Origin of the sequence: Caulobacter sp. BE254 (genome assembly GCF_031457295.1) — a bacterium.
In the GTDB taxonomy this organism is placed as follows: Bacteria; Pseudomonadota; Alphaproteobacteria; order Caulobacterales; family Caulobacteraceae; genus Caulobacter.
In genome coordinates this window covers 121,395-147,713 of sequence record NZ_JAVDWJ010000004.1, presented here as the reverse complement: position 1 = coordinate 147,713, position 26,319 = coordinate 121,395, and the positions used below count along the sequence as shown (strand labels likewise).

The following is a 26,319-nucleotide window of genomic DNA, read 5'->3' as shown; positions in this document are numbered from 1 at the left end:
GCGATCGCGGGCCGAATCCGCGGGCGGACCGGCTCGAAATCGAGCTTCGTCATCCTGCATCTGCCCAAAGAGCGTCCAGGAAAAGCGAAAAAGGTCGACAAATCGGTCAAAAATCAAGCGAACAAAGCTTTTTGGTCGCGAAAAGTCGAATTCGTTTGAGGGGTTAGCTACGCTTGAGCGGCGCGAATGTGAAATGTCAGATTCTTTGATAGGTCATGCTCGAAGGGCCGTGGAATCGGCCTTCCCGCCACGAAGGACGGGAAAGCCGCCCCGGCCTACAGGTCCAGGTCGTCGGCCGCGAACTCGGCGTTTTCCTGGATGAAGCGGAAGCGCAGCTCGGGCTTGCGGCCCATCAGCGTCTCGACCAGGGCCTCGACCGCCTCCTCGGAGCGGGGCAGGGTGATCTTGGCCAGGGTCCGCACCGACGGGTCCATGGTGGTCTCCTTCAGCTGGGAGGCCATCATCTCGCCCAGGCCCTTGAAGCGGCCGATCTCGGGTTTCTTGCCCTTGAAGGTCGTGGCCAGCAACTCGTCCTTGTGGGCGTCGTCGCGGGCGTAGGCGCTCTTGCCGCCATGGCTGATGCGGTACAGCGGCGGCAGGGCCAGGAACAGGTGCCCCTGGCGGATCAGGTCCGGCATGGTCCGGTAGAAGAAGGTGATCAGCAGGCTGGCGATATGGGCGCCGTCGACGTCGGCGTCGGTCATGATGATGATCCGCTCGTAGCGCAGATCCTCTTCCTTGTACCGGTTGCCGCCCTGGGCCCCCAGGGCCAGCATCAGGTCGCTGAGCTCCTTGTTGGCCGTGAACTTCTCGCCGCTGGCCGAGGCCACGTTGAGGATCTTGCCGCGCAGGGGCAGGATCGCCTGGTTCTTGCGGTTGCGGGCCTGCTTGGCCGAGCCGCCGGCCGAGTCGCCCTCGACGATGAACAGCTCGGCGCCGTCGACGGCCCCGGCCGCGCAGTCGGCCAGCTTGCCGGGCAGGCGCAGCTTGCGGGTCGCCGAGGCGCGCTGGACTTCCTTGTCCTTGCGGCGCTTGAGGCGCTCCTCGGCCCGCTCGATCACGAACTCCAGCAGGGCCTGGGCGGCCTTGGGGCTGCCGGTCAGCCAGTGGTCGAACGGGTCGCGAAGCGCATTCTCGACGAAGCGTTGCGCTTCGCTCGAAGAGAGCTTTTCCTTGGTCTGGCCCTGGAATTCCGGGTTCTTGATGAACACCGAGATCAGGGCGCCGGCCTGGGCGATCACGTCGTCGGCGGTGATGATCGTCGCCCGCTTCTCGCCCTTCAGCTCGGCATAGGCCTTCAGACCCCGGGTCAGGGCGGCGCGCAGGCCGCTCTCATGAGTGCCGCCTTCCGGCGTGGGCACTGTGTTGCAGTACGACTGCATGAAGCCGTCGTGCTCGCCGAAGCCGCGCGGCGTCCAGGCAATGGCCCACTCGACCGCGCCCGCCTCGCCCTGGCGCTCGATGCGGCCGGCGAAGCTGTCGGGGGTGACCACCTCCAGCCCCTTGGTGCGCTCGGCCAGGAAGTCGGCCAGGCCGTTGGGGAAGTGGAAGGTGGCCTCGGCCGGCGTCTGGTCCTGGATGCGCGAGGGATCGCAGGACCATTTGATCTGCACCCCGCGGAACAGATAGGCCTTGGAGCGGGCCATGCGGTACAGGCGCGCCGGCTTGAAGCCACAGCCCTCGCCGAAGATCTGGTCGTCGGGCTTGAAGCGCACCTGGGTGCCGCGCTTCTTGCTGGGCTGGATCTTCTCGACGGGACCCAGCGGCTTGCCGCGCGCGAAGCTCTGGCGGTGCTCGAAACCTTCGCGCCAGACGGTGACCTCGACCAGTTCCGACAGGGCGTTGACGACGCTGGCGCCCACCCCGTGCAGGCCGCCGGAGGTCTCGTAGGCCTTGCCGCTGAACTTACCGCCCGCGTGCAGGACGGTCATGATCACTTCCAGGGCCGACTTGCCCGGATGCTTGGGGTGCTCGTCGACGGGCATGCCGCGCCCGTCGTCGCGCACCGACAGGTAGCCGTCGGCGTCGAGCTTGACCTCGATGGTCTTGGCGAAGCCGGCCACGGCCTCGTCCATCGAGTTGTCCAGCACCTCGGCGAACAGGTGGTGCAGGGCCCGCTCGTCGGTGCCGCCGATGTACATGCCCGGGCGCATGCGGACAGGCTCGAGACCCTCCAGGACCTCGATCGAGCTGGCGTCGTAGCCGCCGGACGACGAGAGCGCGGCGGGCGCGCTGGGCTTGACCGGCGGCGGCGGCGGCGCGGCCGCGCGCGGCGCGGGCTCGGGGTGCGGCTCGCGAGCCGGGAACGGCGAGGCGGGAACCGGGGCGAGGGCGTCGTCGCCGAACAGCGAGAAGTTGGGATCGTCTTTGGAGGACATTAGGGGAACATGCGTCGATTCGGCGGGAGCGCCTCGTATGGGCTCTGCGTCGTCCCCTGAAAAGGGGCTGCGTGGACGCGCCGCGAAACCGCCCGATTGTCCCGGGAGGCTGCAACAGCTTGAGGTTGGGAGGGGCGAAGTGAAGTCGATCTGCGTGACGATCCTGGTGGCCCTGTCGAGCGTGCCGGCTGTGACAGCCTTCGCCCGGCCTGATCCGACGGTGGAACGGGTGCGGGCCATCGCCGGACGCGCCGAAATCATCGAGGACATCGTCGGCATGGCGGGCGTCGACCAGGCCCTGCGGACGACGATGCTGGAGGCGACCAGCAAGCTGCCGCCGGAGCAGCGCGATGCGGTCATGAAACCCGCCGGGGCCCTGATCGAGGCTCAGGACAAGCTCCACACCCAGCGACTCAAGGCGATCATCGCCGCCCACGGCTGGCCGAAGATCTCGGAGACGTCCAGACGGACTTCGGCGGCGGCGGTGACCCTGGCCAACCACTCCAGCGACCTGGCTTTTCAGCGTCAGGTGCTGGCCTTGATCGAACCCCTTGTGGCGACGCACGAGGCTCTGCCTGACGACTACGCGACCCTCTATGATCGCCTGGCGACGGTGGACAAGCGGCCTCAGCGCTACGGCACCCAAGGCACGACCTGCAAGGACGGCAAGTACGCGGTCCCAACGGATCTGGAGGCCCCCGAAGGCCTGGAGGCGCGGCGGGCGGCGGTCGGCCTGCAGCCGATGGCGGAATATCTGGCCGCGCTCGACCAGATGTAGGGAACCTGCGTCCCGCCTGATGATAGGCCTTGAGCTTGGCGTTTGCCCGACGCGACGCGGGCGTGGCAGTCTTGGGGCGCTAACGAAAAGGAGCCGCCCCATGACCTCGCGCAGCCTGTTTTCCGCGCTCGCCGCGCTGGTGCTGCTGGGCTGCTCCAGTCCGGGCGGCGGTCAGCCGGCGCCGAACCCGCCAGTGTCCCACGCCCGGACGCCGGTGGCCGAGGGCGGCATGTGCGGCGGCTTCGCCGGCTTCCAGTGCGCCTCGGGCCTGGTCTGCCAGATGCCGGCCGGCCAATGCCACGTCGCCGACGGCGCGGGGACCTGCCGCAAGCCGCCCCAGGCCTGCACGATGATCTACGCCCCGGTCTGCGGCTGCGACGGCAAGACCTATCCCAGCGCCTGCAACGCCGCCGCCCAGGGCGCCAGCGTCGCGACACAGGGCGAGTGCAAGGGGTAGAACGGTTTGCTGCTGACATCCCGAGGGCAGGCGTCGCCGACGATGGCCGCTGGAGGCCGCATGACCCAACGACGATCGACGAAGGGAACGCCGCGGCGGGAGGTGCTGACAGGCGGCCTCGCCGTCGGCCTCTTGACCGGCGCGCCCAGCGTCCAGGCCAAGGAGGAGAAGACGATGTACGGACTGATCGGCCAGATGAAGGCCGCGCCCGGCAAGCGGGGCGAGCTTGTCGCCATCCTCTCGGAAAGCACCGGCGGCATGCCCGGCTGCCTCAGCTATATCATCGCCGAGGACACGGTCGACGCCGACGCCCTGTGGATCACCGAGGTCTGGACCGACAAGGCCAGCCACGCCGCCTCGCTGCAACTGCCGTCCGTCCAGGCCGCCATCGCCAAGGCCCGCCCGATCATCGCGGGGTTCGGGCACCGGTTCGAGACCGTGCCGGTGGGCGGAGTGGGGCTGGGCTGAGGGGGGCGTGGGCGGTTTGATAGTCCGAGAGGGGGGGGGCGACCCTCGCGGTGAGGGCTGACACAGTCAAGGTGATAAGCGCCGCGTTCTGATTGCAAAGCTCGGCCTTGGCGTGCTGTTGTCCGCCGCTGGCGATCTGCCATGGGGATGATGGAACGCAAATGATCACTGAAGAAGGTCGGCCGAAGAAGCAGCACGAGAAAGACGGCCGTCGATTCTCCTTGTGGCTCGTCATCTTTGGGCTCTCTGGTCTGGCCTTAGCGCTGTCAGCTCTGGTCCCGACTTTCGGCTTCCTGTTCGCGTTCTTCGGACTCAGCCTGCCCTTAGCGATACTCCTCAACGTTGCGCTGCTGGGTGTCGCCTGGGACGCCGTGCGCGGTCATCTTCCCAAGGCGGTTCTGGCGCTGCCAGCCTTGCTTTACGGCAGCTATTTCATTGTCGCCGGATTAGCCTGGCTCGATTTCTATCGCTGGCAAGACGCCATAGGACGGCGCAACGCAACCTTTGACGTTCCTTTCGATCCGGCGCGGGACGCTCTCTACGACGTGGACGCAGACACGGGGGCGGGAGCCTGGCTTCTTGAGCACTATCGAATCCGCACTGCCTTCGCGAAGTGGGATCGGTTCGACGGGCGGGATGCGCAAGCGCTATTGGGGCCTAAGGATTTTTGCGACATCCCCATTCCCAACCGCGTCGATATACCAGCGTACGGCAAAGACAGCTGTATGGTCTACTTCCCTGGGTCACCCCCGCCCGCCGCCGTTCGATTGCGCGCCGAGATGGGTCTCGAAGAGCGAGGCATAAGCCGGGCTCGGGTGGTGTCGCTATTGGTGGCGCGTCCAGGCCAGATCACCCGCACCCTAACGACGGCCGTGGTTCGCCTGCCGGGTCCAATTCCGCTACCCGTCTTTGGGTGTGGCGCATCCGGCGGTTGCTCTGGAGCTTGGCTCGGCCCGGTCCAGACTATTGGTCCTCGCGCCGGGGATATGGACGTCCCCGACGCCGCGCCTGCTCACCTACTCGTTACCGCGTGGCGTCTGTCCCCGCGCGGGGCGGCCCCTCCGGCGAGTGATCCAAGCTGGACCGAGGTGCGAGCACGGGTCGCGCCTGAGGTCGAGGCCGCCAAGGCCCGTATCGAGCGCGCCCTGCAAGAGCCCACATACGACGCCGAAGCTTACCCTTACGTTCTGACCAAACTTGATCCCGCATGGGCCCGAAAGGTGGGATGCGAGCGTCTCCGCACCTACGCGGCGGAAAAGCAGGGCGCGCGTCCAGACTGCTGAACGAGGCCGCGAGTTGCCCTAACTGTCGGCGGTCCGAAGTATCGCAGTTCTGACAATCCGCTGAAGCGTTGCTTGGAACGTCCGAGCTGAGGCGGAAAAATCCCGCCCATGGAGCGCGGCCATTCGGTCTCCCGCTGAGCCCAGACGCCCGCCAACCCCATCTGACACCAAAGAAAAAGGCCCGCGGATCGCTCCGCGGGCCTCGTCCTTGGTCCTAAGCCGTAAGGCTTAGCACTTGTAGTACATGTCGAATTCGACCGGGTGCGGGTGCAGCGTCAGGCGCATCACCTCTTCCATCTTCAGCTCGATGTAGCTGTCGATGAAGTCGTCATCCATGACGCCGCCGGCCTTCAGGAAGGCGCGGTCCTTGTCCAGGTTTTCCAGGGCTTCGCGCAAGCTGCCGCAGACTTCCGGGATCTTCTTCTGCTCGCGGGGCGGCAGGTCGTAGAGGTTCTTGTCGGCGGCCGCGCCCGGATCGATCTTGTTGTTGATGCCGTCGAGGCCGGCCATCAGCAGGGCGACGAACGTCAGGTACGGGTTGCCCATCGGGTCGGGGAAGCGCGCCTCGATGCGCTTGGCCTTCGGCGAGTCGACGTGCGGGATGCGGATCGAGGCCGAGCGGTTGCGCGAGCTGTAGGCCAGCTTCACCGGGGCTTCGTAGCCCGGCACCAGGCGCTTGTACGAGTTCGTCGTCGAGTTCGAGAACGCGTTGATCGCCTTGGCGTGCTTGATGATGCCGCCGATGTACCACAGGCACATGTCCGACAGGCCGGCGTACTTGTCGCCGGCGAACAGCGGCTTGCCGTCCTGCCAGATCGACTGGTGCACGTGCATGCCCGAGCCGTTGTCGCCGAACATCGGCTTGGCCATGAAGGTGGCCGACTTGCCGTAGGCGTGGGCCACGTTGTGGATCACGTACTTGTAGAGCTGCATGCGATCGGCCATCACGACCATGGTGTCGAACTTCAGGCCGAGTTCATGCTGGGCCGGCGCCACTTCGTGGTGGTGCTTTTCCGGCTTCATGCCCAGCTCGCCCATGACGGCCAGCATTTCGCCGCGCAGGTCCTGGGCCGAGTCGATCGGGTTGACCGGGAAGTAGCCGCCCTTGGGGCCCGGGCGGTGGCCCATGTTGCCTTCGGGATATTCCTTGGCCGAATTGCCCGGCAGTTCGACGGAGTCGAACGAGTAGCCGGTGTTGTTCGAAGCAGTGCTCCAGCGCACGTCGTCGAAGATGAAGAACTCGGCTTCAGGGCCGAAGAACACGGTGTCGCCGATGCCCGACGACTTGACGTAGGCCAGGGCGTTCTTGGCGATCGAGCGCGGGTCGCGGTTGTAGGGGGTGCCCGTGTCGGGGTTCACCACGTCGCAGAACAGCGCCAGGGTGGTCTGCTGGTAGAACGGGTCGATGATGGCGCTGGTCAGGTCAGGACGCAGCTTCATGTCCGACTCGTTGATGGCCTTCCAGCCGGCGATCGACGAGCCGTCGAACATGGTGCCGTCGTTGAGGAAGTCGTCATCGACCAGGTCGATGTCGAAGGTCACGTGCTGCAGCTTGCCGCGCACGTCGGTGAAACGGACGTCGACGTACTTGACGTCCTTTTCCTTGATCAGGTCCAGGATCTGCTTGGCGGTGCTCATAGTTATCCCCTTTGAGCGTTAAGCGGTTTTCGGCCGGGCCTAGACGGCGGACGGGCCGGTTTCTCCGGTGCGGATGCGGACGACTTCCGTGATTTCGGACACGAAAATCTTGCCGTCGCCGATGCGGCCCGTGCGGGCGGCGTTGGTGATGGCTTCGAGCGCGGGCTCCAACTGGCTGTCTTCGACCACGACTTCGACTTTGATCTTGGGGAGGAAGTCGACGACGTACTCGGCGCCGCGATAGAGCTCGGTGTGACCCTTCTGGCGGCCGTAGCCCTTGGCTTCCAGCACGGTCATGCCCTGTACGCCCATCTCCTGAAGCGCCTCTTTGACCTCATCCAGCTTGAACGGCTTGATGATGGCTTCGATCTTTTTCATCAGACTTCTTTCACGCCCAAACGGCGCGGGCGCCGCTGACTGAGCGGCACGGAGCACGCCGGCCCCTCGGCTCACAAGCGGGCTGAAGCGCTTTATCGTGCGAGTCCTGTCGAGTTCGGCTCATTGCTGCATATTTGAGCATCTGAAGCCTGAAACCTGATCAGTGCAGGTTTGGGTGGCCAAACCGGCTTGCGAGCGCCGATTGGCGGCCTAGGATCGTCGAAACGGCCGTTTCGGCGGCGAAGAACCGGGCGGAAGCCCCGCTGTCCGTGGCCGAACGGCGTCGCGGGGCTTGGGTGGGAATGGCGGAAAAAAGGCGGTCGACTCGAAAACTGCTGAAGATTGCGGCGATGCGGAAGCGGGGCGGGCGGCCACCAGGGTCGGTTCTTGCGCGTTTGCGCGCCGCGACGGCGGACGGCGCCTCGGCGGGCCCGGCAAGCGTTACAAGAAGACCCGACGCGAGCGGACGGTCGGGAAGATATTTCGAACGGGCGAGGAAGCCGATGAGCCGCATTCACATGATCCGCCACGGCCGCCCCGCCTCGACCTGGGGCGACGCCGATCCTGATCCAGGCCTGGACGCCGTCGGGGCGGAGCAGGCCAGGGCGGTGGCGCAGACGTTGCTGGCCCTGCCGGTCGGAGAGCGCCCGTCCCGCGTGGTCAGCTCGCCGCTTCGCCGCTGTCGCGAGACCGCCCAGCCCCTGGCCGACGCCCTGGGCGCGACGGTCGAGATTGATCCCCGGGTTGGCGAAATCCCGACTCCGGCCGCCCTCGACGCGCAGGACCGCTCCGGCTGGCTGCGCCAGGCCTTCCTGGGGCGGTGGAGCGATATCCCGGGCGATCTCGACTATGCGGCCTGGACGCGCGAGGTCGCGCAAGGCGTGGCCTCGCACCCCGGCGCGGCGGTGTTCAGCCACTTCGTGGCCCTGAACGCGGCGGTGTCGGCGGCGACCGGCGGCGAGGCGGTGGCGGCGTTCCGGCCCGACCACGTGTCGGTGACGACGTTCGATCTGGTCGACGGCGCGTTGATCCTGGTCGACAAGGGTCGGGAGGCCTCCACCCAGGTCCTGTAGGAAGAGGAGCCGCCGTGCCGCGCCAGATCATGACCGTCGCCGAGATGACCGCCGCGGATCGGGCCGCTGTCGAGGCCGGGACCCCGACGGTCGTCTTGATGGAGCGGGCCGGCCGGGCGGTGGCCGAGGTGATCCGCGAGCGCCACGCCCGCTGCCCGACGGTGGTCTGGTGCGGTCCGGGCGACAACGGCGGCGACGGCTATGTGATCGCTCGCCACCTGCGCCGACGCGGCTGGCCGGTGCGGGTCGAGGCGCTGGGGCCGCCCGCCAGCCCGGCGGCGCAGTGGGCCGCCGCGCGCTGGAAGGGCGAGACCGGACCGCTGGTTTCGGAGCCGGGCTCGGCGGCGCTCTATGTCGACTGCCTGTTCGGGGCCGGCCTGTCGCGGCCGCTCGACGGCGAGGCCGACCGTCTGGCGCGGGTCATGCCCGGCGCCGCGCGGATCGTCGCCGTCGACGTGCCCAGCGGCCTGGTCGGCGACACCGGCCTTGCCCTCGGCGAGCGGAGCCTGAAGGCGGCGCTCACCGTCACCTTCCATCGCCGCAAGCCGGCGCATGTGCTGGCCGTGGGGCGAGCCGCCTGCGGCGAAGTGGTGGTGGCCGACATCGGCCTGGAAGAGACCGGGCAGGGGCGATTGTTCGAGAACGATCCTGGCCTATGGGCCGAGCGCTTCCCCTGGCCGGCGGCCGACGCCCACAAGCACGCCCGCGGGCGGATGATGGCCGTCAGCGGCGAAGCCTGGAACACCGGCGCGGCGCGGCTGGCGGCGCGCGGGGCCTTGCGGATCGGCGCGGGGGTGGTGACCGTGCTGTCGCCGCCCAACGCCTTGGCAGTCAACGCCGCCCACCTGGAAGCGGTGATGCTGGCGCCGTTCGAAAGCGAGTTCGATCTGCAAACCCGGGCCGAAAAGGCCGACGCGGTGGTGATCGGACCGGCGGCGGGGGTAGGGGAGGCGACGATGCGCCACGTCTTCGCCCTGGCCCGCAACGGCGCGGCCCTGGTGGTCGACGCCGACGCCCTGACCAGCTTCGCCGACGATTCGGCCGCCCTGTTCTCGGCGCTGGACCGGGACGATGTGCTGACGCCGCATCCCGGCGAGTTCGAACGGATCTTCCCCGGCCTGCTGACGGCGTCGCCCGAACGGATCACGGCGACGCGGGAGGCCGCGCGACGGGCCGGGGCGGTGGTGCTGCTGAAGGGCTCCGACACGGTGGTCGCCGCGCCCGACGGCCGGGCGGCGGTCGGGCTGAACGGCGCGCCATGGCTGGCCACGGCCGGGGCGGGGGACGTGCTGGCTGGCTTCATCGCCGGCCTGATCGCCCAGGGCATGGAGAGTTTCGAGGCCGCCTGCGCCGCCGCCTGGATCCACGCCGAGGCCGGCGCGACCCATGGACCGGGCCTGATCGCCGAGGACCTGCCGGATCTCGCGCCCTCGGTGCTGAAAAAGCTTTGGGAGGCGCGAGGCCGCTAGTGGTCCCGGCGGATCAGGACGACCTGGGCTCGTACGCCGTCGTCGAACAGGGTGCGGCTGATGGCCAGCGCCGTCCGCAGCGTCCGTTCCTCGACCGTGTCGATGAAAAGCACCCGCGTCCCGTGCCGCACGGTCCAGCTTTTTTCGCCTTCGACGATTTCAATGGTTTCCATGCGACGCGCTCAGTGGACGAACTCGGACCCAAACCCGTCCAAGGCCAGATCGTTCCGCGCTAACATTTGGAAGGTGAAACACCGGCCCGGGCGTCAGTCGGGGGGGCATGGCCCGGGCCGGTGTAGATCCAGGGCGTTCTGAACAGCCGCGGACATCATCATAACCGGCGGGCCGGGAAGTTGTTCCGGGCGTGGCGAGAAATATTCGAACTTTCGAGCATGTCCGCGACAGGCCGGACTCCGGCGCAAATCGCCTGGCGACTTGCCAAGCCGCCCGGGCATGTCTAACCCGCTCCGGCGCATCGTGCGGATGTGGCGAAACTGGTAGACGCACCAGATTTAGGTTCTGGCGCCGAGAGGCGTGGAGGTTCGAGTCCTCTCATCCGCACCACTTCGCCGGGCCTCTGGTCCGGCGAAGCGCACCACCCCGGCGGGCTTTCGCCCGGCGGCGCGCGCTTTCAGCGGGACTTTCGTCCCCTGAGGGCGCCAATGCCCTTGGATGGTCGCCAAACGCGTGACATAAGGGCGCTCTTTCGCCGCCCCGGTGACGTGGGCGGCTTTGATGTTTTGACCCCTGGGGCGGACGACGGGCGCGGGCGCCCAGAGAGCCGAGAAGCTAAGAATGTCGATGCAGATCGTTGAAAAGTCGGGCGAAGGCCTCAGCCGCGTTTATGGCGTGACGGTGCCCGCGAGTGAACTCGCCACGCGTCTTACGGCCCGGATCGCCGAGGTCGCGCCCCAGATGAACGTCAAGGGCTTCCGCCCGGGCAAGGTGCCGGCCGCGCACGTTCGCCGCCTCTACGGCAAGGCCCTGATGGGCGAAGTCATCGAGGCGACGCTGAACGAAGGCGCCCAGAAGGTGCTGGACGACAACAAGCTGCGCCCCGCCGGCCAGCCCGACCTGAAGCCCTCGTCCGACATGGACAAGGTGCTGGCGGGCGGCGAGGACCTGGCCTTCGAACTGGCCGTGGAAGTGATGCCGGACTTCGAGCCGATCGACCCCGCGTCGATCGAGCTGACCAAGCCGGTCTACAAGATCTCGGACGCCGAGGTCGACGAGGCCCTGGCCGACCTGGCCAAGCAGGCCCGCACCTATGAGCCGCGCAAGGGCAAGAGCCTGAAGGCCAAGGACGGCGACCAACTGCTGATCGACTTCGTCGGCACGATCGACGGCGTGGCCTTCGACGGCGGCACGGCCGCCGACGCCGAGCTGACCCTGGGTTCGGGCCAGTTCATCCCGGGCTTCGAGGAACAGCTGGTCGGCGCCAAGCCGGGCGACGAAGTCGTGGTGAAGGTCAACTTCCCGGACGACTATCAAGCCGCCAACCTGGCCGGCAAGGCCGCCGAGTTCGCCACCACCGTCAAGGAAGTGCGCGCCCCGGTCGACGCCGAGCCGGACGACGAACTGGCCAAGCGCCTGGGCCTGGCCGACCTGGCCGCCCTGAAGGACCTGCTGAAGTCGAACTTGGAAGGCCGCTACGCCAACAGCTCGCGCTTCAAGCTCAAGCGCGCCCTGCTCGACGTGCTCGACACCAAGCACGACTTCGCCCTGCCGCCGCGCATGGTCGACGCCGAGTTCGCCGGCATCTGGCAACAGGTCCAGGCCGACAAGACCCAGGGCGGCCTGCCGCCCGAGGACGAAGGCAAGACCGAGGACCAGCTGAAGGACGAGTACAAGAAGATCGCCGAGCGCCGCGTGCGCCTGGGTCTGGTGCTCGCCGAGATCGGCCGCAAGAACGACGTGGCCGTCACCGAGCAGGAACTGGCCGACGCCATGATGCGCGAAGCCCGCCAATATGGCGCGCAAGCCCAGCAGGTGTTCGACATGTACCGCCAGCGCGCCGACCTGCAGGCCGCCCTGCGCGCCCCGATCTACGAGGACAAGGTCGTCGACCTGATCTTCGGCAAGGCCAAGATCGAGGAAAAGGAAGTCTCCAAGGAAGAGCTCCTGGAAGAAGACGACCTGCCGGAAGGCTACGGCGGCTAAGGCTCCCGTCCTCCGAGCTGAACAGGGCGCGATCCGCGAGGGTCGCGCCCTTTTTCATGCGCCGAGCCGGACCCCGGCTCCTTGCAACCTGTTAAGCGCCACGCGATATGCGTTGGCGACGGCGCGCGGGGGCTGATTCGCGTTCGCGCCGCCCAGACACAATGAAAAGGGCGATCCCTATGTATGATCCGATGGCGACGGCGATGAACCTCGTGCCGATGGTGGTCGAACAGACCAGCCGCGGCGAGCGGGCGTTCGACATCTTCTCCCGTCTGTTGAAAGAGCGGATCATCTTCCTGACCGGTCCCGTCGAAGACGGGATGGCCAGCCTGATCTGCGCCCAGTTGCTCTTCCTGGAGTCCGAGAACCCCAAGAAGGAAATCGCCATGTACATCAACTCGCCGGGCGGCGTGGTGACGGCCGGCCTGGCGATCTACGACACCATGCAATACATCAAAAGCCCGGTCTCGACGGTGTGCATGGGCATGGCCGCCTCGATGGGCAGCCTGCTGCTGACCGCCGGCGCCGCTGGCCAGCGCATCGCCTTGCCGAACGCCCGGATCATGGTCCACCAGCCGTCAGGCGGCTTCCGCGGCCAGGCCTCGGACATCGAGCGTCACGCCGAAGACATCATCAAGACCAAGCGCCGCCTGAACGAGATCTACGTCAAGCACACCGGCCGCACCTATGAGGAAGTCGAAAAGACCCTCGACCGCGACCACTTCATGAGCGCCGAGGAATCCAAGGCCTGGGGCCTGATCGACCACATCAACGAAAGCCGCGGCGACGCCGACGACAAGGCGTAGGCGCCTCCTCATTCTCGAGACCTGGAAAAGCCGTCGGCCGCGAGGTCGGCGGCTTTTTCGTTTGAGAGAACTTTGGTTTGTGTTCCGGCTTGATGGCGTGCGAACTGCCCGCCCAGGGGGAATTCAAGCCATGGCCTTCAGGTCCAGCCGTCGCACCGTCATCACCGTTTCAGGCCTGATCCTGGCGCTCGGCGCGCCGATCGGCGTCACCGCTCACGCGCAATGTGACCCGTCCCAGTGCACCAATCCCAAAGCCTACAGGGATCTGCCGGCCACGCTCGCGCCCCGGACCTTTTCGACCCTGAAGACCGCCAGGGCCTATTGCCGGTCGGAACCGATCGTCTGGCGGACGTCCGGCGGCCAAGTCTATGGCGCGAAGACCAAGGGCTACGGCAAGATCAAGCCGGGGTTCTACATGTGCAAGTCGCACGCCCGGACCGTGGCGCGGATCGAGGCCGAGAGCGGTCAGAAGCCGCGCTAGATCAGCCCGGCTTGCCTCGGAAGATCCGGTAACCCTTCTCGTGGGCGATCGCCAGCATCTCGCGGTCGCCGGAGGTGTCGCCATAGGCGGCGGCCAGCGACAAATCGTCGCCGAAGACCGCCTTCAGGCGAACCACCTTTTCCGAGCCCCGGCAGTTGGGACCGTCCAGCGGTCCCAGGACCTTGTCGTTGGGATCCAGGGCCAGGCGCGAGCCGATCAGCAGGTCCGCGCCCAGCCCGCGGGCGAACGGCGCGACCACGACGTCGGGCGAGGCGGTGACGATCACCAGCCTGGCGCCCTTGGCCCGCCAGCGCCGCCAGACGGCCAGGGCGTCGGGGCGGAACAGCTTGGGGGCTTCGGACTGGGCGAAGGCGCGGGCCTCGCGCTCCAGCTGTTCCAGGGGCACGCCGCGCAGGAACTCGCGCACGGCGGCGGCCTTGATCTTGCCGCGGTTGCGATCGAACAGATACCCAATGGCGGCAGGGAAAAGCCGCGCCATGCCGATCAAATGCCGGGCGGGGCTGACCCGCCACTTCAGGAAGGCCGTGAAGCTGTCGCGAACCGTCAGGGTGCCGTCGAAATCGAAGGCCACCAGCGGCGGGCCCTCATGCAGGTCGCCGGTCATGCCCGTGGAGGCCGTCAGCCCCTGGGCCATCAGTGAACGTCTCGCCATTCGTCTCCGCGCACGCGCGCCCTGTAAACCTGACGGCCTTGCACCACGATTCCGCCAGCGCCGCCTAAGATGATCACCATTTGCGACGCACTCTTCATCAGGCGCTCACCGATGCGCATGGGGAGCGAACAGGTCCCCGCTTGCGTTGACGTCCTGGAACGCCATCTTAGGGAAGAATTCCATGAAACCGCACACACCATCCACGAACTTGGGGGCTGTAAAACGGCTCCAAGGCTTGTGCCGTGCGTCCGGATCGGGGAATGTCAAGGATTAGACAACTCCGAGCGAATATCCTGCTGCCTCGGTGGCGGGATTGGCGCTAAGGAGTCGGTGGTTTCGGCTTCGGCCCGGACCGCCCTAGCGTGAGAAGCGACCATGACGAAAGCCGCGAGCGGCGACACCAAGAGCACCCTCTACTGTTCTTTCTGCGGAAAGAGCCAGCATGAGGTGCGCAAGCTCATCGCCGGCCCGACGGTGTTCATCTGCGATGAATGCGTCGAACTCTGCATGGATATCATCCGTGAAGAGCACAAGATCGCCTTCGTGAAGTCGAAGGACGGCGTGCCGACGCCCCGCGAGATCTGCGAGGTGCTGGACGATTACGTCATCGGGCAAAACCACGCCAAGAAGGTGCTCGCGGTCGCGGTGCACAATCACTACAAGCGCCTGAACCACGCCTCGAAGAACAACGACGTCGAGCTGGCCAAGTCGAACATCCTGCTGGTCGGTCCGACAGGCACCGGCAAGACGCTTCTGGCCCAGACCCTGGCCCGAATCATCGACGTGCCGTTCACGATGGCCGACGCCACCACCCTGACCGAAGCCGGTTATGTGGGCGAAGACGTCGAGAACATCGTGCTCAAGCTGCTGCAAGCCGCCGACTACAATGTCGAGCGCGCCCAGCGGGGCATCGTCTACATCGACGAAATCGACAAGATCAGCCGCAAGTCCGACAACCCGTCGATCACCCGCGACGTGTCGGGCGAAGGCGTGCAGCAGGCCCTGCTGAAGATCATGGAAGGCACCGTCGCCTCCGTGCCGCCGCAGGGCGGGCGCAAGCATCCGCAGCAGGAGTTCCTGCAGGTCGACACGACGAACATCCTGTTCATCTGCGGCGGGGCCTTCGCGGGCCTGGAGCGCATCATCTCGGCGCGCGGCCAGGGCAAGTCGATCGGCTTCGGGGCCAAGGTGGCGGATCCGGAAGAGCGCCGCACGGGCGAGATCCTGCGGGGCGTCGAGCCCGACGACCTACAGCGCTTCGGCCTGATCCCGGAATTCATCGGCCGCCTGCCGGTGATCGCCACCCTGGAGGACCTCGACGAGGCCGCCCTGGTGAAGATCCTGACCGAGCCGAAGAACGCCTTCGTCAAGCAGTACCAGCGCCTGTTCGAGATGGAGAACATCGGCCTGACCTTCACCGAGGACGCCCTGCACGGCGTGGCCAAGAAGGCCATCGCCCGCAAGACCGGCGCCCGCGGCCTGCGTTCGATCATGGAAGGCATCCTGCTGGAGACCATGTTCGAACTGCCCAACTACGAGGGCGTCGAGGAAGTGGTGGTCAATGCCGAGGTCGTCGAAGGCCGGGCCCAGCCGCTGCTGATCTATGCCGAGAAGAAGGGCGGGGCGGCTTCGGCCTAGCCCAGCCTCCGGCGCCGCTTGAAAATCGGGCGCGTCCGGCTTGGCCGGGCGCGCCCTTTTCGTCACACCAGACCTTATTGCGTGGTGGCGCTCGGCGGCCAGCGCGGGCGCCAAGTCAGCGGTCGCGGCAGGATTTGGACGCCACCGGCGTCTCGCCAGCACGGATCGTGCATGGTGGAGCCGAGCAGGGGGCATGTCCGTTGCATCTTGGCCGCTCGACCGCGACGCGTCGCCGCTAGGAGGCGAGCACGCTTGAACCGTGTTGCAAAAGGTCCACATAAATAACGACCATCCGCTCAGTCCCGGGCGGACGGGCCGTACGACTCAGGCGCATCGTCTGGGTGACGGCGGCCCGCATGGCCGAGCGCGAGTGCACGCGCCGGCCAGGAGTAGAAAGCATCATGTCTGAGATTCGTACGCTTCCTGTGCTGCCCCTGCGGGATATCGTTGTGTTCCCGCACATGGTGGTCCCGTTGTTCGTCGGGCGTGACAAGTCCGTTCGCGCCCTCGAAGAGGTGATGCGCGGCGGCAAGGAGATCCTTCTGGTCACCCAGAAGAACTCGGCCGACGACGATCCGGCGCCGACCGACATCTACGATGTCGGCGTGCTGGCCACCGTCCTGCAACTGCTGAAACTGCCCGACGGCACCGTCAAGGTGCTGGTCGAGGGCAAGGGCCGCGCGGCCGTCGTGCGCTTCACCGACCAGGAGGCCTATTACGAGGCTCAGGTCGGCGAGGTGAACGAGGACCACGGCGTGGGCCCCGAGGCCGAGGCGCTGTCGCGCGCCGTGGTCGAGCAGTTCGAGAACTACGTCAAACTGAACAAGAAGGTGCCGCCCGAGGCCCTGGCCTCGATCCCGCAGATCGCCGAGCCCGGCAAGCTGGCCGACAGCATCTCGGCCCATCTGTCGGTCAAGATCGGCGACAAGCAGCACCTGCTGGAAATCTTCGACGTCGTGAAGCGCCTGGAAAAGGTCTTCGCCCTGATGGAGGGCGAGATCTCGGTGCTGCAGGTCGAGAAGAAGATCCGCTCGCGCGTGAAGCGCCAGATGGAGAAGACCCAGCGCGAATATTACCTGAACGAGCAGATGAAGGCGATCCAGCGCGAGCTGGGCGACCCTGATGATCAGCGCGACGAACTGATCGAGCTCGAAAAGCGCATCAAGAAGACCAAGCTGTCCAAGGAAGCCCGCACCAAGGCCGAGGGCGAGCTGAAGAAGCTGCGCAACATGAGCCCGATGTCGGCCGAAAGCACCGTGGTCCGCAACTACCTGGACTGGATGCTGTCGATCCCGTGGGGCAAGGCCAAGACCAAGAAGATCGACCTGGTCGAGGCCGAGGCGGTGCTCGAGGAGGACCACTACGGCCTGGAGAAGGTCAAGGAACGCATCCTTGAGTACCTGGCCGTCCAGGCGCGCACCAACTCGCTGAAGGGCCCGATCCTGTGCCTGGTCGGTCCTCCGGGCGTCGGCAAGACCTCGCTGGGCCGTTCGCTGGCCAAGGCGACGGGTCGCGAGTTCGCCCGCATCTCGCTGGGCGGCGTGCGCGACGAGGCCGAGATCCGCGGTCACCGCCGCACCTATATCGGCTCGATGCCCGGCAAGATCATCCAGACCATGAAGAAGGCCAAGACCACCAACGCCTTCGTCCTGCTGGACGAGATCGACAAGATGGGCAGCGACTATCGCGGCGACCCGTCCTCGGCTTTGCTCGAGGTGCTGGATCCGGCCCAGAACTCGACCTTCGGCGACCACTATCTGGAGGTCGACTACGACCTGTCCCAGGTGATGTTCGTCACCACGGCCAACAGCCTCAACATGCCTCAGCCGCTGCTGGACCGCATGGAGATCATCCGCATCCCCGGCTACACCGAGGATGAGAAGGTCGAGATCGCCAAGCGCCACGTCCTGCCCAAGCAGATGAAGGACCATGGCCTGAAGTCGTCCGAGTTCGTGGTGCCCGAAAAGGCCATCCGCGACTTGATCCGCTACTACACCCGGGAAGCCGGCGTGCGGTCGCTGGAGCGGGAATTGGGCGCCCTGGCGCGCAAGACCGTGCGGGACCTGGCGCGCGAGAAGCTGACCTCGATCACGATCGACGACGAGCGCCTGGCCAAGTACGCGGGCGTCAAGAAGTACCGCTACGGCGAGACCGACGAGATCGACCAGGTCGGCATCGTCACCGGTCTGGCCTGGACGGAATTCGGCGGCGACATCCTGACCATCGAAGCCGTGAAGATGCCGGGCAAGGGCCGCATGACGGTCACCGGCAACCTCAAGGACGTGATGAAGGAGTCGATCTCGGCGGCCAACAGCTACGTCCGCTCGCGGGCCGTGCAGTTCGGCATCAAGCCGCCGGCGTTCGAGAAGACCGACGTTCACGTGCACGTTCCGGACGGCGCCACGCCCAAGGACGGCCCGTCGGCCGGCAGCGCCATGGCCCTGGCCATCGTCTCGGTGCTGACCGGCGTCCCGATCCGCAAGGACATCGCCATGACCGGCGAGATCACCCTGCGCGGCCGGGTCACGGCGATCGGCGGCCTGAAGGAAAAGCTTCTGGCGGCCCTGCGCTCGGGCGTGAAGACGGTGCTGATCCCTCAGGAGAACGAGAAGGATCTGGCGGATGTCCCGCAGAGCGTGAAGGACGGCCTGGAGATCATTCCGGTGTCGACCTTCGACGAAGTGCTGAAACACGCCTTGATCGGCCCGCTCACGCCCATCGAATGGCGTGAGGAGGACGAGCCGATTGCTGCGACTGCGAAGGTGGAAGACGGCGACAGCGATGCTGTTCTGACCCACTAATAGTAACTTATCGTTGATAACTTGGGCGGCGCGGAGGTTTTCCGCGCCGCCTTCGTTTGACGGGCCGTCTGAACCCCGCATACTCCCGGTCGAGCGAAGCGGCGTGAGCTCTAGCCAGCGCCGCCGCTTTCATGCTGGGAGAAGACCATGACCACAAAGGCCGAACTCGTCACGGCGATCGCCGAAAAGGCGGGCATCAACAAGAACCAGGCTAAGGACGCTCTCGAGGCTTTCATCGACGCCGTCACCAGTTCGCTGAAGTCAGGCGAAGACGTGCGCCTGGTCGGCTTCGGCACGTTCAAGGCGGTCGCTCGGGCCGCGGGCACCGCGCGCAATCCGCGCACCGGCGAGACCGTGAACCGTCCGGCGTCCAAGACCGCCCGGTTCCAGGTCGGCGAAGGTCTGAAGACCACGCTGAACGGCTGATCCAGTACCCAGATTTCAAGGGCGGGGCGCCACGACGGCGTCCCGCCTTTTCTATGCAGGACTTTTCCGGGCGGACGGGGTATCTCCCACATCCTCGTCCGCTTGGGCTCGTCCGTCTTGGCTTCGTCCGCCTCGAACAGACGGGCCTGAAAGGTCCCGAGGGCGGTTAGCTCAGCGGTAGAGCGTCTCGTTTACACCGAGAGGGTCGGGGGTTCGATCCCCTCACCGCCCACCATCATCAGCACTATCAGCACCAGGGTTCGACCGGCGATGGAGTGTCGCCGTCGCCCCCGCACGGATCGGGCATGGCCGCCGAACCCGCCGACATCACCGTCACTCGCTTGGCTTGGGCCGACAGCCTCCTCGACACAGTGGAGACGCCCAAGGGGCGCCTGAGCATCACCCTGGGCCTGGGCTCGGGCCTGGCGCGGCGGGCGGGCGACCCGCCGGGCGTCGTCTGGGCGATCGGGGATCGTGGTCCTAATATCAAGGTCGCGGCGGCGGTCGAGGATCACGGCCTGACGCAGCTTTCCGACCTGGCCGAGCTCGAAGGAGCCAAGATCATGCCGCGTCCGGCGATCGGGCCGACGCTGGCCCAACTCCGCGTCGACGCCGGCAGGGTGGTTTGTCTCCAGGTGCTGCCGCTGCGCGACGCGACCGGCGCGGCCTTCGACGGCCTGCCGGGCCCCGGCGGTGATCTGGCGGCGATGGAGCCCGCCTTCGACTTGTCGGGGGCCATGCTGGCGCCCAGCTTGTCCGGCGGCGACACCGAGGGGATCGCGGCCTTGGCCGACGGGACGTTCCGGGTGGCCGACGAGTACGGCCCTTCGATCCTGGTGGTGGGCGCCGATGGCGTGGTCGTGGCGCGCTGGGTCCCGAAAGGCGAGGGCGTGGCCCTGGCCGGCGCGGCCTATCGCGTGGACGACGTGCTGCCGGCCCTGTCCGCCCGTCGGCGCCTGAACCGAGGCTTCGAAGCCATTGCCCTGTCGCCGGACGAGACGCGGCTGCACGTGATCCTGCAAAGCCCGCTGGCTCCCCGCGACGAGGTCGCCGCCGAGGGGCGTGGTCGCGCCCGCCTGTGGACACTGGACGCCCAGACCGGCGCCCCGCTCGCCGAGCATTTCTACCCGTTCGATGGGCCGGAGACCTTCCAGCGCGACGCCGCGGCCGGGCCGGTGGGGCCGGAGGACCTGAAGATCTCCGAGGCTGTGTCGCTGGGCGGCGACGAACTGTTGGTGCTCGAGCGGATATCCCGGACCTCGAAGCTCTATCGCGTGACGCTGGACGCGCCGGTCCTGACCAAGACCCTGGTGCTGTCGACCGACGACTGGCCGCAGATCGACGCCGACCTGGAATGCCTGGCCCTGCTGTCGGACCGCGACCTGCTGCTCAGCACCGACAATGACTTCGGGGTCGAGGGGCGGGAGACGGCGTTCTTCAGGATCAGCTTCGCCGCCCCGCTCGCCGACGGCGGACCGGTGGTAGGCGAGGGAGGGCCACGGTGAAGACCCTGGATCGCCGGGCGCTGAACCGGGCGTTGCTGGCGCGGCAGCACCTCTCGCTGCGCGCCGACCTTTCCGTAGCGGAGGCGCTGGAGCGGCTGATCGCCCTGCAGGCCCAGTCCGCCCCGGCGCCGTATTTCGCGCTCTGGACCCGACTGAAGGCTTTCACACCGCAAGACCTGTCCGACTTGCTGGAAGACTTCACCCTGGCGCGTGGCACGCTGATGCGCGGCACCCTGCACATCGCCGCCGCCGCGGACTTTACGGCGATCCGGCCGCTGATCCAGCGGGGCCTGGACCGGTTCCTGACCGAAGGCGGCGTGTACGGTCGCGCCTTGGCCGGGCTGGACCAGGCCGAGATCATGGCGGCGGCGCGCGAGTTGCTGCGGCGCGGGCCGCTGACCACCGCCGCGCTTCGCGACGCCTTGGCGGCGCGCTGGCCCGGGCGTGATCCGCAGGCCCTGGCCATGGCGGCCCGCATTCACCTGCCGATGCTGCAACTGCCGCCGCGCGGGCTGTGGGGGCGGAGCGGCCAGCCGACGCTGGCGGCGATGGACGATCGCCTCGCCGCGCCCAAGCCCGGCCTCGCCCTGACCGATCTCGTGCGCCGCTACCTGGCGGCGTTCGGCCCGGCCAGCATCGCCGACGCCCAGGCCTGGCTGGGCCTCAGTCGCCTGGCGTCCGCGTTCGAGGCGCTCCGGCCGGCCCTGGCCGTCTTCCAAGGTGAAGATGGCGTGGCGTTGTTCGACCTTCCCGAGGCGGATCGACCGCCAGGCGACGCCGAGGCGCCCGTGCGGTTCCTCGGCGAGTTCGACAACGTGTTGCTGGCCCACGAGGACCGGACGCGGATCATGTCGGCGGATCACAAGCGCCGGCTCTACACGCCCAACGGCATCCTGCGGGCCGCCGTGCTGGTCGACGGCTTCACGGCGGGGCGCTGGCGCATCGAGGACGGCAAGACCACGTCGACCCTGTGCGTGGAGCTGTTCGATCGGCCGGCCAAGGCCGTCGCCAGCGCCGTGGCGGACGAGGGCGAACGCCTGGTGGCCTTCGCCGCCAAGCACGCCGGCGGCGAGGTCCGGATCCAGGTCGTCGACGCCTAAGGCGCCAGCGTCTCGAGCGCCGCCGCCGCGTCGCGGGCGGCCTCGTCGGCGCGGATCGCCGCGCCCAAGGTCTCGGCGGCGGCCCTGAAGGCCGGCTCGTCCAGCAGGCGGCGCATGGCGGCGGCGATCTGGTCGGGACCGGCGTCGGCCGGGAGGGTCAGGCCGGCCCCGCGATGGGCGACGCGGGCGGCGTTGTCGTGCTGGTCGCGGCCCATCGGCAGGCACAGCAGCGGCACGCCGGCCATCAGCGGGCGCAGGGTCGAACCATGGCCGGCATGGGTGACGAACAGAGCCGCCTCCTTCAGCAACTCGCCGTGCGGAGCGCTGCGGACGACGGCGACATTGTCCGAGGCCGCGAACTCGGCCGGGTCGATGGTCGGGCCGGTGGTGACCACGCCGCGCACCGGCAACTGGCCCAGGGCGGCGAGGACCGCGCGCAGCACCGGCTCCTGCGCCTGGTAGAGGCTGGAGAACGACACCACGACCAGCGGCGCGTCGCCGGGCGGCGGCGGGAACGGCTCGACCCAGGCCGGATCGGCCAGATAGGGGCCGACATGGGCGAAGGGGGCGGGCAAGGGTTCGGGCGCGAAGTCGAAGGCCTTGCTGGTCGCCAGCAGGATGGCCCCGGCCACGTCCAGCTGCGCGAACAGATCGTCCAGCGGCGGCAGGCCCAGAGCGGCCCGGGCGGCGTTCAGGTCGGGCAGGCCGGCCTGGAAGAAGCCGCGGCCCATCTGGCCGACCATGGCGTGCATGGCCCGCTCCTCGTCGCTGGTCGCTGGCGGCATGCCGGCCCCGAACGGCGGCGCGCCGGGCATCGTCGGCAGCGACCAGATGTTGGCGGTCAGCAAGGCCAGGGGGAGACCCCGGACCTCCGCCGCCGCCATCGGGCCCAGCAGCAGCTCCTGCGACACCACCACGTCCGGCGCGAAGGTGTCGACCGCCGCCAGCGTATCGTTGGCGTAGGCGAGGGCGGGGCCGGCCATCACCCGCTCGAGCAGGCGCTGGATCACCGCCAGCGGGTTGTCGGCCTCGTGGTCCTTCAGTCGGTCGTCGTCGCGGGTCTTGCCGGTCTGGAGGGGTGCGGTCGTCCAGGCGCCGAACGGCACGCCCAGGGCGGCGGCGTCGGGCGCGTTGCACGGGTCGCTCAGCGCCAGCACGGCGTGGCCGCGGGCCGCCAGGTCACGGGCGACCAGCAGCATGGGCTGCACGTGACCGCCGCCTTCCCAGGTGGTGAACAGGTAGCGCGCCATCAGAGATCCTCGACCGTCTTCGGGTCGCCTGCCTACGCGGTCCGAACGAGCCTTGCCATAAGCGATCAAAATGATATCACTTTGCAATCAACTCTGGAGGACGCCATGTCCGACGCGCCGAACATCAATCGCTCGACCGAACGCGCCTATGGCGGGATCGGCGGCGGGCTGCCGCTGATCTCGCTTCCGGTGATGCTGGCCGCCGCCGTCTGGGCCTTTTCGACGGGCGGCGTCGCCGGGCCCGTTGGCGGCGCGGTCCTGATCGTGCTCTTCCTGCTGACCAGCTGCGGCTTCTATTCGCTGCAGCCCAACGAGGCCTACGTCGTCACCCTGTTCGGAACCTATGTCGGCACCGACCGCCGGACGGGCCTGCGCTGGGTGCTGCCCTGGTACGGCCGCAAGAAGATCAGCCTGCGGGTGCGCAACGTCACCAGCGAGACGCTGAAGGTCAACGACAAGCGCGGCAATCCGGTGGAGATCGCCGCCAACATCGTCTGGCGGGTGTCGGACACCGCCCAGGCCCTGTTCGACGTCGACGACTATGTGGCCTTCGTGCACATCCAGATCGAGACGGCGCTGCGCGAGACCGCCTCGCACTACGCCTATGACCACGACGACAGCGGCGAACCGACCCTGCGGTCCGACGCCGACCATGTGAGCGAGCGCCTGCGGACCGACCTGCGGGGCCGCACCGCCGTGGCCGGCGTGTCGATCGACGAGACCCACCTGATGCATCTGGCCTATGCGCCGGAGATCGCCGGCTCGATGCTCAAGCGCCAGCAGGCCGAGGCCGTGCTGGCCGCCCGCCGCACGATCGTCGCCGGCGCGGTCGGCATGGTCGAGAACGCCCTGCAGCAGCTCAGCGAACGAGAAGTCGTCGTCCTGGACGACGAACGCAAGGCGGCGATGGTCTCCAACCTGCTGGTGGTGCTGTGCGCCGACCGCGAGGCGCAGCCCGTGGTCAACACCGGCACGCTGTACGGCTGATCCGTTGGCCGCGTCTCCACCCGATGCGTCGAAAGGCGGGCGCCGCGCGTTCCTGATGCGCGTGCGCCCGGAGGTGCTGACCGCTGTCGAAACCCTGGCGGCGGCCGAACTGCGCAGCGTCAACGCCCAGGTCGAAATGCTCCTGCGCGAGGCGCTATCGCGGCGCGGCGCGTTGCGGGCGCTGGACACCGCTCCAGCTTCGGAGGAACCTCCGCCCCCGTGAGTGTCTTAAGGCTCTGCGACCGTGTCGGCGGGAGCGGCTGACAAGCGAGGTTCCGGCGTGATGGATTTGAGGTTTGATCCGCTCTCGGCGTTCAACGAGGCAGAAGAACCCCTGTTCAAGGCGGTCCGGCCCGGCGGAAGGCCGGTCAGACTGGTCGACACGACCATGCTCTACGCGCCCCGCAGCGGCGGGGTTCGGCGCTATCTGAACTCCAAGAAGACGTGGATCGCGGCGAATCGGCCGTTGGTCCGCCACACCCTGGTCGTGCCCGGCCCGCGCGACGCCCACGACGGCCACGGACGGGTTTCGATCTATGCGGCGCCGCTGCCGTTCGGCGACGGCTACCGCTGGCCGGTGGTCAAGAACGCCTGGATGGAGCGACTGATTCGTCAGCGCCCGGACATCATCGAGGCCGGCGATCCGTACACGCCGGGCCTGGCGGCCCTGAAAGCCGGCGACGCCCTGGGCGTGCCGGTGGTCGGGTTCTGCCATACCGACCTGGGCGCCCTGGCGGCGCTGCACATCGGCGAATGGGCCGAAAAGCCGGTGCAGAAGCGCTGGGCGGCGATCTATCGCCAGTTCGACCAGGCCGTGGCCCCCAGCCAGTTCATCGCCGGGCGACTGATCGAGGCGGGCGTCAAGAACGCCATCGGCCTGCCGCTGGGCGTCGACACCGACATCTTCAATCCCGGCCGCGGCGACCGCGAGGCCCTGCGCCGCCGTCTGGGACTGACCAGCCGCCATCGAATTCTGGTGTTCGCCGGCCGTCCGGCCCGGGAGAAGAGGCTGGACGTTCTGGTCGAGGCGGTCGAGCGCCTGGGCGATCCCTATGTGCTGCTGTTCGTCGGGGCGGGCGCCGGGGCGCCGTCCAGCGACCGGGTGATCTGCATGGACTACCAGCGCGACCCGCAGAGTCTGGCGGCGGTGCTGGCCGGCTGCGACGCCTTCGTCCACGCCAACGACAACGAGCCGTTCGGCCTGATCGTGCTGGAAGCCATGGCCTGCGGCCTGCCGGTGATCGGCGTGGCGGCGGGCGGCGTGGCCGAATCGGTGGACGAGACGGTCGGCGCCCTGGCCGCCGCCTCCGAGGCCCGCGCCTTCGCCGAGGCGATCGAGTCGGTGTTCGCGCGCGACCTGTCGGCCCTGGGCCTGGCGGCCCGGCGACGGGCCGAGCAGCGGCACGGCTGGGACCCGGTGTTCCGCAAGCTGTCGGCGATCTATGGTCGGCTCACTGGCTGCGCGGCCTTCGAGGCCGAAGCGCAACCGGCTCCCGAACTGGTCGGCTGGAACTAGGCGGCGGCTTCGACCAGCTCGCCGCGCACGTTGGCCAGGATCTCGTAGGAGCGGCGGCGGGCGGCGTGGTCGTGGATCTGCGAGGCGGCCATCAGTTCGTCGGCGCCGGTGGCGTCCAGCACCTTCTGGATCTTGGCGCGGACCGTCTCGGGCGCGCCTATGGCCGAATAGCGGAAGGTGTGGTCGAGGCCCGCGATCTCGGACTCCGAGGCCACCGCGCGGATGTCGTCGACCGGCGGCGGCAGCAGGCCCGGATTGCCGCGCCGCAGAGCCACGAACTGTTGCTGGCTGGAGGTGAACAGGCGGCGGGCCTCGTCGTCGCTGTCGGCCGCGCAGACCCCGATGCAGACCAGGACATAGGGCTGGACCAGGGTTTCGGACGGCTTGAAGGTGCGGCGATAGACGGCGATCGCCTCCATCAGTTGGTCGGGCGCGAAGTGGGCGGCGAAGGCGAAGGGCAGGCCCAGGGCCGCGGCCAGCTGGGCGCTGTAGGTGCTGGAGCCCAGCAGCCACAACGGCACGTCCTGGCCCTCGCCCGGCACGGCGCGCACCGACTGGCCCGGCTGGGCCGGCTGGAACCAGCCTTGCAGCTCCACGACGTCCTGGGCGAAGCTGTCCACCGCGCCCATGTAGCGGCGCAGGGCTCGCATGGTGGCCTGGTCTGTGCCCGGCGCGCGGCCCAGGCCCAGGTCGATGCGGCCGGGGTGGAGGGCCGCCAGGGTGCCGAACGCCTCGGCCACCATCAGCGGCGCGTGGTTGGGCAGCATGACCCCGCCCGAGCCGACCCGGATGGTCGAGGTGCCGGCCGCCACGTGGCCGATGACCACGGCGGTCGCGGCGCTGGCGATCCCCGGCATGTTGTGGTGCTCGGCCAGCCAGTAGCGGTGGTAGCCCAGCCGTTCGGCATGGCGGGCCAGGTCCAGGCTGTTGTGCAGGGCTTGGCCGACGCTGGTTCCTTGCGGGACGGGGGCCAGGTCGAGGACGGAAAAGGGCAGGGGATGGGCGTGCGACATGCACGCTAGATCGGAACGCGGGAGGCGAACCTCAAGACGAT

General features: G+C 67.9%; 25 protein-coding genes and 2 tRNA genes. 19 read left to right on the top strand and 8 right to left on the bottom strand.

What is annotated here, in order from left to right:
- Positions 1-275: 275 nt before the first annotated feature.
- Positions 276-2,378, bottom strand: coding sequence for a DNA topoisomerase IV subunit B (gene parE / locus J2X41_RS09615; protein ID WP_310081435.1), 2,103 nt, complete (start codon positions 2,376-2,378; stop codon positions 276-278).
- 139 nt (positions 2,379-2,517) lie between these two features.
- Here parE and J2X41_RS09610 point away from each other — a divergent pair, with 139 nt between their 5' ends.
- From J2X41_RS09610 to J2X41_RS09595, 4 genes are all read left to right on the top strand, one after another.
- Complete coding sequence (locus J2X41_RS09610; protein ID WP_310081433.1) at positions 2,518-3,156, top strand: DUF6624 domain-containing protein; 639 nt, start codon at positions 2,518-2,520, stop codon at positions 3,154-3,156.
- Between the two features lie 100 nt (positions 3,157-3,256).
- The gene (locus J2X41_RS09605) at positions 3,257-3,613 is read left to right on the top strand and encodes a Kazal-type serine protease inhibitor domain-containing protein (protein WP_310081432.1); all 357 of its coding nucleotides are present in this window, start codon (positions 3,257-3,259) and stop codon (positions 3,611-3,613) included.
- Positions 3,614-3,673: 60 nt separating this feature from the next.
- Positions 3,674-4,081: a putative quinol monooxygenase gene (locus J2X41_RS09600; protein WP_310081431.1), complete on the top strand. Its 408-nt coding sequence runs from the start codon at positions 3,674-3,676 to the stop codon at positions 4,079-4,081.
- 161 nt (positions 4,082-4,242) lie between these two features.
- Positions 4,243-5,364: a hypothetical protein gene (locus J2X41_RS09595; protein ID WP_310081430.1), complete on the top strand. Its 1,122-nt coding sequence runs from the start codon at positions 4,243-4,245 to the stop codon at positions 5,362-5,364.
- 228 nt (positions 5,365-5,592) lie between these two features.
- Here J2X41_RS09595 and glnA read toward each other — a convergent pair whose 3' ends face one another.
- From glnA to J2X41_RS09580, 3 genes are all read right to left on the bottom strand, one after another.
- Positions 5,593-7,002 carry a type I glutamate--ammonia ligase gene (gene glnA / locus J2X41_RS09590; RefSeq protein WP_310081429.1) on the bottom strand — a complete coding sequence of 470 codons (1,410 nt, stop codon included), beginning with the start codon at positions 7,000-7,002 and terminating at the stop codon, positions 5,593-5,595.
- A 39-nt stretch (positions 7,003-7,041) separates the two neighbouring features.
- Positions 7,042-7,380, bottom strand: a complete 339-nt coding sequence (locus tag J2X41_RS09585; RefSeq protein ID WP_310081428.1) for a P-II family nitrogen regulator — start codon at positions 7,378-7,380, stop codon at positions 7,042-7,044.
- A 160-nt stretch (positions 7,381-7,540) separates the two neighbouring features.
- Positions 7,541-7,894 carry a hypothetical protein gene (locus J2X41_RS09580; RefSeq protein WP_310081426.1) on the bottom strand — a complete coding sequence of 118 codons (354 nt, stop codon included), beginning with the start codon at positions 7,892-7,894 and terminating at the stop codon, positions 7,541-7,543.
- Here J2X41_RS09580 and J2X41_RS09575 point away from each other — a divergent pair.
- Together J2X41_RS09575 and J2X41_RS09570 are read left to right on the top strand one after the other, a co-directional pair.
- A complete protein-coding gene (locus J2X41_RS09575; RefSeq protein WP_310081424.1) occupies positions 7,884-8,453 on the top strand; it encodes a histidine phosphatase family protein in 570 nt (189 codons plus the stop codon). The two genes, J2X41_RS09580 and J2X41_RS09575, sit on opposite strands and share 11 nt — an antisense overlap.
- Positions 8,454-8,467: 14 nt before the next feature.
- The gene (locus tag J2X41_RS09570; RefSeq protein ID WP_310081422.1) at positions 8,468-9,922 is read left to right on the top strand and encodes an NAD(P)H-hydrate dehydratase; all 1,455 of its coding nucleotides are present in this window, start codon (positions 8,468-8,470) and stop codon (positions 9,920-9,922) included.
- Here J2X41_RS09570 and J2X41_RS09565 read toward each other — a convergent pair.
- Positions 9,919-10,095 carry a hypothetical protein gene (locus J2X41_RS09565; protein WP_310081420.1) on the bottom strand — a complete coding sequence of 59 codons (177 nt, stop codon included), beginning with the start codon at positions 10,093-10,095 and terminating at the stop codon, positions 9,919-9,921. The genes J2X41_RS09570 and J2X41_RS09565 overlap by 4 nt on opposite strands.
- A 306-nt stretch (positions 10,096-10,401) precedes the next feature.
- On the opposite strand from J2X41_RS09565, the gene J2X41_RS09560 reads away from it, so the two are divergent.
- The 4 genes from J2X41_RS09560 (at position 10,402) to J2X41_RS09545 (ending at position 13,369) form a co-directional block, all read left to right on the top strand.
- Positions 10,402-10,486, top strand: a tRNA-Leu gene (locus tag J2X41_RS09560).
- A 237-nt stretch (positions 10,487-10,723) separates the two neighbouring features.
- Entirely contained in the window at positions 10,724-12,082 is a 1,359-nt protein-coding gene (gene tig, locus J2X41_RS09555) for a trigger factor (RefSeq protein WP_310081765.1), read from the top strand.
- Between the two features lie 179 nt (positions 12,083-12,261).
- On the top strand, positions 12,262-12,888 hold the full coding sequence (locus J2X41_RS09550) for an ATP-dependent Clp protease proteolytic subunit (protein ID WP_028037656.1): 627 nt from the start codon (positions 12,262-12,264) through the stop codon (positions 12,886-12,888).
- 130 nt (positions 12,889-13,018) lie between these two features.
- The gene (locus J2X41_RS09545) at positions 13,019-13,369 is read left to right on the top strand and encodes a hypothetical protein (protein WP_310081419.1); all 351 of its coding nucleotides are present in this window, start codon (positions 13,019-13,021) and stop codon (positions 13,367-13,369) included.
- A gap of 1 nt (position 13,370) precedes the next feature.
- Here the strand turns inward: J2X41_RS09545 and J2X41_RS09540 are convergent, their stop codons facing one another.
- A complete protein-coding gene (locus J2X41_RS09540; protein ID WP_310081418.1) occupies positions 13,371-14,042 on the bottom strand; it encodes an HAD-IB family hydrolase in 672 nt (223 codons plus the stop codon).
- Positions 14,043-14,417: 375 nt separating this feature from the next.
- Here J2X41_RS09540 and clpX point away from each other — a divergent pair, with 375 nt between their 5' ends.
- From clpX to J2X41_RS09510, 6 genes are all read left to right on the top strand, one after another.
- Positions 14,418-15,680, top strand: a complete 1,263-nt coding sequence (gene clpX, locus J2X41_RS09535) for an ATP-dependent protease ATP-binding subunit ClpX (RefSeq protein WP_028037654.1) — start codon at positions 14,418-14,420, stop codon at positions 15,678-15,680.
- A gap of 401 nt (positions 15,681-16,081) precedes the next feature.
- Positions 16,082-18,481 carry an endopeptidase La gene (gene lon / locus J2X41_RS09530; protein ID WP_310081417.1) on the top strand — a complete coding sequence of 800 codons (2,400 nt, stop codon included), beginning with the start codon at positions 16,082-16,084 and terminating at the stop codon, positions 18,479-18,481.
- A 147-nt stretch (positions 18,482-18,628) separates the two neighbouring features.
- Positions 18,629-18,907, top strand: a complete 279-nt coding sequence (locus tag J2X41_RS09525) for an HU family DNA-binding protein (protein WP_028037652.1) — start codon at positions 18,629-18,631, stop codon at positions 18,905-18,907.
- Between the two features lie 160 nt (positions 18,908-19,067).
- Positions 19,068-19,142 (top strand) — tRNA-Val (locus tag J2X41_RS09520).
- A gap of 70 nt (positions 19,143-19,212) precedes the next feature.
- Entirely contained in the window at positions 19,213-20,412 is a 1,200-nt protein-coding gene (locus J2X41_RS09515; protein ID WP_310081416.1) for an esterase-like activity of phytase family protein, read from the top strand.
- Complete coding sequence (locus J2X41_RS09510; RefSeq protein WP_310081414.1) at positions 20,409-21,512, top strand: winged helix DNA-binding domain-containing protein; 1,104 nt, start codon at positions 20,409-20,411, stop codon at positions 21,510-21,512. The genes J2X41_RS09515 and J2X41_RS09510 overlap by 4 nt, the downstream gene beginning before the upstream one ends.
- On the opposite strand, the gene J2X41_RS09505 is transcribed toward J2X41_RS09510, so the two are convergent.
- Positions 21,509-22,762, bottom strand: coding sequence for a nucleotide disphospho-sugar-binding domain-containing protein (locus tag J2X41_RS09505; RefSeq protein ID WP_310081413.1), 1,254 nt, complete (start codon positions 22,760-22,762; stop codon positions 21,509-21,511). The two genes, J2X41_RS09510 and J2X41_RS09505, sit on opposite strands and share 4 nt — an antisense overlap.
- Positions 22,763-22,867: 105 nt before the next feature.
- On the opposite strand from J2X41_RS09505, the gene J2X41_RS09500 reads away from it, so the two are divergent.
- From J2X41_RS09500 to J2X41_RS09490, 3 genes are read left to right on the top strand one after another with little or no spacing between them, the layout of a single operon-like run.
- A complete protein-coding gene (locus tag J2X41_RS09500) occupies positions 22,868-23,749 on the top strand; it encodes an SPFH domain-containing protein (protein WP_310081412.1) in 882 nt (293 codons plus the stop codon).
- Between the two features lie 55 nt (positions 23,750-23,804).
- Positions 23,805-23,972 carry a hypothetical protein gene (locus J2X41_RS09495; protein WP_310081411.1) on the top strand — a complete coding sequence of 56 codons (168 nt, stop codon included), beginning with the start codon at positions 23,805-23,807 and terminating at the stop codon, positions 23,970-23,972.
- Between the two features lie 60 nt (positions 23,973-24,032).
- The gene (locus J2X41_RS09490; RefSeq protein ID WP_310081410.1) at positions 24,033-25,265 is read left to right on the top strand and encodes a glycosyltransferase family 1 protein; all 1,233 of its coding nucleotides are present in this window, start codon (positions 24,033-24,035) and stop codon (positions 25,263-25,265) included.
- Here the strand turns inward: J2X41_RS09490 and J2X41_RS09485 are convergent.
- Positions 25,262-26,278 carry an LLM class flavin-dependent oxidoreductase gene (locus tag J2X41_RS09485; protein WP_310081409.1) on the bottom strand — a complete coding sequence of 339 codons (1,017 nt, stop codon included), beginning with the start codon at positions 26,276-26,278 and terminating at the stop codon, positions 25,262-25,264. The genes J2X41_RS09490 and J2X41_RS09485 overlap by 4 nt on opposite strands.
- Positions 26,279-26,319 lie beyond the last annotated feature (41 nt).